This is a genomic window from Stenotrophomonas sp. MH181796, assembly GCF_009659995.1.
GTDB lineage: Bacteria > Pseudomonadota > Gammaproteobacteria > Xanthomonadales > Xanthomonadaceae > Stenotrophomonas > Stenotrophomonas riyadhensis.
On the sequence record NZ_RAHU01000007.1, the window covers coordinates 422,742 to 429,370 of the forward strand.

14 protein-coding genes are annotated in these 6,629 nt (G+C 61.5%); all 14 read right to left on the minus strand.

The window, feature by feature from the left end; genetic code table 11:
- Window positions 1-16: 16 nt before the first annotated feature.
- Genes rplE through rpsJ form a run of 14 tightly spaced genes read right to left on the minus strand, consistent with a single transcriptional unit; the run spans window position 17 to window position 6,272 of the window.
- Window positions 17-559: a 50S ribosomal protein L5 gene (gene rplE, locus D5301_RS19280; protein ID WP_004154491.1), complete on the minus strand. Its 543-nt coding sequence runs from the start codon at window positions 557-559 to the stop codon at window positions 17-19.
- An 11-nt stretch (window positions 560-570) separates the two neighbouring features.
- Window positions 571-888, minus strand: coding sequence for a 50S ribosomal protein L24 (rplX, locus tag D5301_RS19285; RefSeq protein ID WP_004154490.1), 318 nt, complete (start codon window positions 886-888; stop codon window positions 571-573).
- 16 nt (window positions 889-904) lie between these two features.
- On the minus strand, window positions 905-1,273 hold the full coding sequence (rplN, locus tag D5301_RS19290) for a 50S ribosomal protein L14 (protein WP_004145357.1): 369 nt from the start codon (window positions 1,271-1,273) through the stop codon (window positions 905-907).
- Between the two features lie 11 nt (window positions 1,274-1,284).
- Entirely contained in the window at window positions 1,285-1,554 is a 270-nt protein-coding gene (rpsQ, locus tag D5301_RS19295) for a 30S ribosomal protein S17 (protein WP_004154489.1), read from the minus strand.
- An 11-nt stretch (window positions 1,555-1,565) separates the two neighbouring features.
- Window positions 1,566-1,751: a 50S ribosomal protein L29 gene (rpmC, locus tag D5301_RS19300; protein ID WP_004154487.1), complete on the minus strand. Its 186-nt coding sequence runs from the start codon at window positions 1,749-1,751 to the stop codon at window positions 1,566-1,568.
- Window positions 1,751-2,164 (minus strand): 50S ribosomal protein L16, encoded by a 414-nt coding sequence (rplP, locus tag D5301_RS19305; protein ID WP_004154486.1) that lies wholly within the window; start codon window positions 2,162-2,164, stop codon window positions 1,751-1,753. Before rplP ends, rpmC begins: the two co-directional genes overlap by 1 nt.
- 5 nt (window positions 2,165-2,169) lie before the next feature.
- Window positions 2,170-2,904: a 30S ribosomal protein S3 gene (rpsC, locus tag D5301_RS19310; protein WP_004145350.1), complete on the minus strand. Its 735-nt coding sequence runs from the start codon at window positions 2,902-2,904 to the stop codon at window positions 2,170-2,172.
- Between the two features lie 18 nt (window positions 2,905-2,922).
- Window positions 2,923-3,258, minus strand: coding sequence for a 50S ribosomal protein L22 (gene rplV, locus D5301_RS19315; RefSeq protein WP_004145348.1), 336 nt, complete (start codon window positions 3,256-3,258; stop codon window positions 2,923-2,925).
- A gap of 12 nt (window positions 3,259-3,270) precedes the next feature.
- Entirely contained in the window at window positions 3,271-3,540 is a 270-nt protein-coding gene (gene rpsS / locus D5301_RS19320; protein ID WP_004154485.1) for a 30S ribosomal protein S19, read from the minus strand.
- 6 nt (window positions 3,541-3,546) lie between these two features.
- On the minus strand, window positions 3,547-4,374 hold the full coding sequence (gene rplB / locus D5301_RS19325; protein WP_004145339.1) for a 50S ribosomal protein L2: 828 nt from the start codon (window positions 4,372-4,374) through the stop codon (window positions 3,547-3,549).
- 10 nt (window positions 4,375-4,384) lie between these two features.
- On the minus strand, window positions 4,385-4,684 hold the full coding sequence (rplW, locus tag D5301_RS19330) for a 50S ribosomal protein L23 (protein ID WP_004145338.1): 300 nt from the start codon (window positions 4,682-4,684) through the stop codon (window positions 4,385-4,387).
- Window positions 4,681-5,286 carry a 50S ribosomal protein L4 gene (gene rplD / locus D5301_RS19335; RefSeq protein WP_004145337.1) on the minus strand — a complete coding sequence of 202 codons (606 nt, stop codon included), beginning with the start codon at window positions 5,284-5,286 and terminating at the stop codon, window positions 4,681-4,683. Before rplD ends, rplW begins: the two co-directional genes overlap by 4 nt.
- Before the next feature lie 12 nt (window positions 5,287-5,298).
- Window positions 5,299-5,949, minus strand: a complete 651-nt coding sequence (gene rplC, locus D5301_RS19340; RefSeq protein ID WP_004145336.1) for a 50S ribosomal protein L3 — start codon at window positions 5,947-5,949, stop codon at window positions 5,299-5,301.
- 11 nt (window positions 5,950-5,960) lie between these two features.
- Complete coding sequence (gene rpsJ / locus D5301_RS19345) at window positions 5,961-6,272, minus strand: 30S ribosomal protein S10 (RefSeq protein ID WP_005408208.1); 312 nt, start codon at window positions 6,270-6,272, stop codon at window positions 5,961-5,963.
- Between the last annotated feature and the right edge of the window lie 357 nt (window positions 6,273-6,629).

The following is a 6,629-nucleotide window of genomic DNA, read 5'->3' on the forward strand; positions in this document are numbered from 1 at the left end:
CGGTTTCCTCGACAGATCAGTTACGGAACGGGAACTTGAACGCTGCCAGCAGCGCCTTCGCTTCCGCGTCGGTCTTCGCAGTGGTGGTGATGGCGATATCCATACCGCGGATCGCGTCGACGGCGTCGAAGTCGATTTCCGGGAAGATGATCTGCTCCTTCACACCCATGTTGAAGTTGCCGCGGCCGTCGAAGGAACGACCGGAAACACCACGGAAGTCGCGCACGCGCGGCAGCGAGATGTTGATCAGGCGATCCAGGAACTCGTACATCTTGTGGCGACGCAGCGTGGTCTTGCAGCCGATCGGCCAACCATCGCGGATCTTGAACGACGCAACCGACACACGCGACTTGGTGACAACCGGCTTCTGGCCGGAAATCTTGGTCATGTCGCCGACGGCGTTTTCCAGGATCTTCTTGTTGGTGGCCGCTTCGCCGACACCCATGTTCAGGGTGACCTTGACCAGCTTCGGCACTTCCATCGGATTGGTGTAGCCGAACTGCTTCATCAGCGCCGGCACCACTTCGTCCTTGTAGAACTTTTCGAGACGGGAACTCATCTTCTCATTCCTCAGGCGTCGAGCGCCTCACCGCTGGAGCGGAACACACGCAGTTTGCGTCCATCCTCCAGCACCTTGAAGCCAACGCGTTCGCCCTTGCCCGAAGCCGGGTTCAGAACATTCACGTTGGAGATATGGATCGAAGCTTCGCGCTCGACCACGCCGCCGGCAACACCTGCCTGCGGGTTCGGCTTGGTGTGGCGCTTGACGATGTTCACGTTGGCGACGACCACACGGTCGCCGTCGACGCGGACGACTTCGCCCTGCTTGCCCTTGTCCTTGCCAGCGTTGACGACAACCTGGTCGCCCTTCTTGATACGGTTAGCCATGATTATCTCCTGTCGCTCACAGCACTTCGGGAGCGAGCGAGACGATCTTCATGAACTTCTCCGAACGAAGTTCACGGGTCACCGGCCCGAAGATACGGGTACCGATCGGCTCCTGCTTGCTGTTCAGCAGAACGGCAGCGTTGCCGTCGAAGCGGATCAGCGAGCCATCGGCGCGACGCACACCCTTGCGGGTACGCACCACGACGGCGTCATACACTTCACCCTTCTTGACCTTGCCGCGCGGAATCGCATCCTTCACGGTGACCTTGATGATGTCGCCGATGCCGGCGTAACGGCGCTTGGAACCACCCAGCACCTTGAAGCACATCACCTGCTTGGCACCCGAATTGTCCGCGACGTCAAGGTAGCTCTGCATCTGGATCATGATTCAGCTCCTTATTCAGCCGCGCGCGTGATGACTTCCACCACGCGCCAGTTCTTGGTCTTGGACATCGGAGCAATCTCGGTCACGCGGACGACATCGCCTTCCTTGCAGGCGTTGTCGGCATCGTGGGCGTGCAGCTTCGTCGAGCGCTTGATGTACTTGCCGTACAGCGCGTGCTTGACCTGACGCTCAACCAGGACGGTAACCGTCTTGTCCATCTTGTTGCTGACGACACGGCCTTCGACCGTGCGCAGCGTCTTCTTTTCAGTATTGTCGCTCATAGCGGCCATCCTTACTTCGTGCTGCCGAGCAGGGTCTTGACGCGAGCAATCTCGCGACGGACCCGGCGAATGTCGTGGGTCTTCGGCAGCTGGCCGGTGACCTGCTGCATACGGACAGAGAACTGTTCCTTACGCAGGTCGATCAGGTGGGCCTTGAGTTCGTCAGCCGACTTTTCACGGAGAGTTTTGATATCCATCAGCGCACCGTACGGGTCACGAAAGTGGTGGTGACCGAGAGCTTGGCGGCGGCCAGGCGGAACGCCTCGCGAGCCACTTCCTCGGAAACACCCTCGATTTCATAGATCATGCGGCCGGGCTGGATCTGGGCCACCCAGTATTCCACGTTGCCCTTACCAGAACCCATTCGGACTTCGATGGGCTTCTTGGTGATGGGCTTGTCGGGGAACACGCGGATCCACATCTTGCCGCCGCGCTTGACGTAGCGGCTGATCGAGCGGCGGGCCGCTTCGATCTGACGCGCGGTCAGCTGACCGTGTGCGGTTGCCTTCAGGCCGTATTCGCCGAAGCTGACAGCGTTGGCGCTCCAGCTCAGGCCATCGTTACGGCCCTTGTGTACCTTGCGGTACTTGGTTCGCTTGGGTTGCAACATTGTCGTTACCTCGCTTCACGGGCCGGGCGCTGACGGTCACCACGGTCGCCGCGATCGTGACGATCGTTGCGCGACGGGGTGTCGTCCTGCTTTTCCTGGCCAACCTGGGAGAAATCGAAGACCTCGCCCTTGTAGATCCAGACCTTGATGCCGATGATGCCGTAGGTCGTCTTGGCTTCAGCGAAGCCATAGTCGATGTCGGCACGCAGGGTGTGCAGCGGCACGCGGCCTTCGCGGTACCACTCCGAACGGGCGATTTCTGCACCGTTGAGGCGGCCACCAACGTTGACCTTGATGCCCAGGGCACCCAGACGCATCGCGTTGCCGACCGAGCGCTTCATTGCACGGCGGAACATGATGCGACGCTCCAGCTGCTGGGCGATCGACTCGGCAACGAGCTGCGCGTCCAGTTCCGGCTTGCGCACTTCGGTGACGTTGATGTGCGCCGGGACGCCCATCATCTCGCTCACTTCCTTGCGCAGCTTCTCGATGTCCTCACCGCGCTTGCCGATCACCACGCCCGGACGGGCGGTGTGGATCGTCACGCGAGCGGTCTTGGCCGGACGCTCGATCAGGATCTTGCTGATGCCGGCCTGAGCCAGCTTCTTGCGCAGCATTTCGCGCACTTTCAGGTCGGCTGCCAGGTAACCAGCGAACTCGGCCTTGTTGGCGTACCACTTGGAGTTCCAGTCCTTGGAAATGCCGAGGCGGATACCAATCGGATGAACTTTATGACCCATGGTCTTTTCCTTATCCGCTTACTTGGCGGCGCCCACAACCACAGTGATGTGGCTGGTGCGCTTGAGGATGCGGGTACCGCGGCCTTTCGCCCGCGCCATGAAACGCTTCAGGGTCGGACCTTCATCAACCATGATGGTCTGAACCTTCAGCTCGTCGACGTCGGCGCCCTGGTTGTTCTCGGCGTTGGCAATTGCCGACTCCACCACCTTCTTGATCAGGTGGGCAGCCTTCTTGTCCGAGAACTTCAGCAGGTTGACCGCACGCTCGGCCGGCAGACCGCGCACCTGGTCAGCGACCAGACGAGCCTTCTGCGGGGAGATGCGCGCAGTGCGCAGGATGGCTTTCGCTTCCATTGTCATCTCTCCTTACTTGCCCGACTTCTTGTCACCACCGTGACCCTTGAAGGTCCGGGTGATGGCAAATTCGCCGAGCTTGTGGCCGACCATGTTCTCGTTGACGAGAACCGGGATGTGGTTCTTGCCGTTATGCACGGCAATGGTGACGCCTACCATGTCAGGCAGGATCATCGAACGGCGCGACCAGGTCTTGATCGGCTTCTTGCTGCCCGCAGCGGCCTCCACCTTCTTGACGAGGTGGTGATCGACGAACGGGCCCTTCTTGAGTGAACGTGCCATGGTCGATTAGCCCCTACGATCGCGGACGATGAACTGCTGAGTGCGCTTGTTATGGCGCGTCTTGTAACCCTTGGTCGGGACACCCCACGGGGTGACCGGATGCGGGTTACCCTGGCCGGCCTTGGCCTCACCACCACCGTGCGGGTGGTCAACCGGGTTCATGGCAGCACCACGAACGGTCGGGCGGACGCCGCGCCAACGCTTGGCACCGGCCTTGCCCAGCTTTTCCAGGCTGTGCTCGTCGTTGCCGACTTCGCCGATGGTGGCGCAGCACTCGACCGGAACCTTACGCATTTCACCCGAGCGCAGGCGCAGGGTGGCGTAGATGCCTTCGCGAGCCACCAGCTGCACGGCCGCACCAGCGGCGCGAGCGATCTGAGCGCCCTTGCCCGGCTTCAGTTCGATGCAGTGGATGGTGGTGCCGACCGGGATGTTGCGCAGCGGCAGGGTGTTGCCAGCCTTGATCGGGGCGTCCGAACCAGCGATCACCTGATCACCAGCCTTCAGGCCCTTCGGGGCGATGATGTAGCGACGCTCACCGTCGACGTAGCACAGCAGAGCGATGTGCGCGGTGCGGTTCGGATCGTATTCGATGCGTTCCACGCGCGCCGGGATGCCCAGCTTGTTGCGCTTGAAGTCGATGATGCGGTAGTGCTGCTTGGCACCACCACCGACGTGACGCACGGTGATGCGGCCATGGTGGTTACGACCACCCGAGCGGCTCTGCGACTCGACCAGCGCAGCGTGCGGAGCACCCTTGTGCAGGTCGGGAGTGACCACGCGCACGGCCGAACGGCGGCCGGGGGAAGTGGGCTTGAATTTCATCAATGGCATGGGATGTACCTCAGGCCTTGGCCGTTACATCGATCGACTGGCCATCGGCCAGGCGAACGTACGCCTTGCGCCAATCGCCGCGGCGGCCAGCACGGTTACGGAAGGACTTGTTCTTGCCCTTGACGTTGACCACGTTGACGGCTTCGACCTTGACGTCGAACAGCTGCTCAACCGCGGCCTTTACATCGGCCTTGGTGGCTTCGTTCGAAACTTCGAAGACATACTGGTTGGAGAGTTCCTGCAGGCGCGCGGTCTTTTCGGAGACACGCGGGGCACGCAGCACGCTGAAGATTTTTTCGTTGCTGTTCATGCCAGCCACTCCTCGACCTTCTTGACCGCGTCAGCGGTGATGACGACCGTGTCGGCACCCACCAGCGAGACCGGATCCAGACCCTGGACGTCACGCACCTGCACGTACGGCAGATTGCGGGCGGACAGGTACAGGTGCTCGGACGCTTCTTCGGTGACGATCAGCGGGCGCTTGCCCACTTCCAGGCCGGCCAGCTTGGCGATCAGACCCTTCGTGTTGGTCACTTCGACGTCGAAGGACTCCACGATGGTCAGACGGCCCTGACGGTTCAGCTCGGACAGGATCGCGCACATGGCGGCACGGTACTGCTTACGATTGACCTTCTGCTCGAAGCTGCGCGGCTTGGCCGCGAAGGTGACACCGCCGCCGACGAAGATCGGAGCCGTCAGTGCGCCATGACGCGCGCCGCCGCCCTTCTGCTTCTTCGACTTCTTGGTGGTACCAGCCACTTCGGAGCGAGTCTTCTGTGCCTTGGTGCCGGCGCGACCGGCGTTGCGGTAGGCAACGACGACCTGGTGGACCAGATCTTCGCTGAAATCGCGACCGAACACGGCGTCGGAGACCGAGACCTTGTTGTTGCTACCCGTGATAACGAGTTCCATCGTCATCTCTCCTTATGCCTTGCTCGCCGGACGGACGATCACGTCGCCACCCGCCGCGCCCGGAACGGCGCCGCGAACGGCGATCAGACCGCGCTCGACGTCGACCTTGACCACTTCCAGGTTCTGGGTGCTCTGCTGCACCGCGCCCATGTGGCCCGACATCTTCTTGCCCGGGAAAACGCGACCCGGGGTCTGGCGCTGACCCAGCGAACCCGGCGCGCGATGCGACAGCGAGTTACCGTGGGTTGCATCGCCCATACGGAAGTTGTGGCGCTTGATGGTGCCCTGGAAGCCCTTACCCTTGGTGACACCCTGGACGTCGACGATCTGGCCGACTTCGAAGATGTCCGCCTTGACTTCGCCGCCAACGGCGAAATCGCCGAGCTGCGCGTCTTCAACGCGGAATTCCCACAGGCCACGACCCGCTTCCACCTTCGCCTTGGCGAAGTGGCCGGCTTCCGGCTTGTTGACCAGGGCAGCGCGACGCGCGCCGACGGTCACCTGCACGGCGCTGTAGCCGTCGGTTTCGACGGTCTTGATCTGCGCGATGCGGTTCGGGGTTGCTTCGATCAGGGTCACCGGGATGGAGCGGCCATCTTCAGTGAACACGCGGCTCATGCCAGCCTTGCGGCCCACGAAGCCCAACGAATACTTCTTCGTCATGGTCGTAGTCCTCAGGTCAGCTTGATCTGAACGTCGACGCCGGCAGCCAGTTCGAGCTTCATCAGCGCGTCCACGGTCTTGTCATTCGGGTCAACGATATCGAGCACGCGCTTGTGCGTGCGGGTCTCGTACTGGTCACGCGCGTCCTTGTCGACGTGCGGGGAAACGAGAACGGTGTAACGCTCGATCTTGGTCGGCAGCGGGATCGGGCCACGCACTTGCGCGCCGGTCCGCTTTGCCGTTTCAACGATCTCGCTGGCCGAACGGTCGATCAGACGATGATCGAACGCTTTCAGCCGGATCCGGATCTTTTGGTCCGCCATGGCGGTAGGTTCCTTCGTTAAAAGAGCGACAGACAAAGCCTCTGGGTTGCTTTGTCCCATGAAATTCCTGAATACGGACGACCCACAGTCCTGCAGGCCGCCAAGGTCACTCCATAGACCTCAAAAACGTAGGCAGACCAGTTACCCGGCCTGCCCAGACGTAGAAGCATAATGGCACGCAAGGCAGCTGTCAACAGTCGCCTGTTGACGCCGCCTGAATGGCATTGCCCCTTCCTGGTCCGGGGAACACAAGGCACATCCTGTGCCTGCTTTCCCATTTGATACGCCCCGATGCCCTACCCAGGCAACATCGGGGCGCAGATACTACCAGATTACTCGATGATCTTCGAGACCACG

Bases quoted from the DNA above. Each gene is read 5' to 3' on its own strand.
- rplE (WP_004154491.1), bottom strand. From the start codon at position 559: ATGAGTTCCCGTCTCGAAAAGTTCTACAAGGACGAAGTGGTGCCGGCG.
- rplX (WP_004154490.1), bottom strand. From the start codon at position 888: ATGGCTAACCGTATCAAGAAGGGCGACCAGGTTGTCGTCAACGCTGGC.
- rplN (WP_004145357.1), bottom strand. From the start codon at position 1,273: ATGATCCAGATGCAGAGCTACCTTGACGTCGCGGACAATTCGGGTGCC.
- rpsQ (WP_004154489.1), bottom strand. From the start codon at position 1,554: ATGAGCGACAATACTGAAAAGAAGACGCTGCGCACGGTCGAAGGCCGT.
- rpmC (WP_004154487.1), bottom strand. From the start codon at position 1,751: ATGGATATCAAAACTCTCCGTGAAAAGTCGGCTGACGAACTCAAGGCC.
- rplP (WP_004154486.1), bottom strand. From the start codon at position 2,164: ATGTTGCAACCCAAGCGAACCAAGTACCGCAAGGTACACAAGGGCCGT.
- rpsC (WP_004145350.1), bottom strand. From the start codon at position 2,904: ATGGGTCATAAAGTTCATCCGATTGGTATCCGCCTCGGCATTTCCAAG.
- rplV (WP_004145348.1), bottom strand. From the start codon at position 3,258: ATGGAAGCGAAAGCCATCCTGCGCACTGCGCGCATCTCCCCGCAGAAG.
- rpsS (WP_004154485.1), bottom strand. From the start codon at position 3,540: ATGGCACGTTCACTCAAGAAGGGCCCGTTCGTCGATCACCACCTCGTC.
- rplB (WP_004145339.1), bottom strand. From the start codon at position 4,374: ATGCCATTGATGAAATTCAAGCCCACTTCCCCCGGCCGCCGTTCGGCC.
- rplW (WP_004145338.1), bottom strand. From the start codon at position 4,684: ATGAACAGCAACGAAAAAATCTTCAGCGTGCTGCGTGCCCCGCGTGTC.
- rplD (WP_004145337.1), bottom strand. From the start codon at position 5,286: ATGGAACTCGTTATCACGGGTAGCAACAACAAGGTCTCGGTCTCCGAC.
- rplC (WP_004145336.1), bottom strand. From the start codon at position 5,949: ATGACGAAGAAGTATTCGTTGGGCTTCGTGGGCCGCAAGGCTGGCATG.
- rpsJ (WP_005408208.1), bottom strand. From the start codon at position 6,272: ATGGCGGACCAAAAGATCCGGATCCGGCTGAAAGCGTTCGATCATCGT.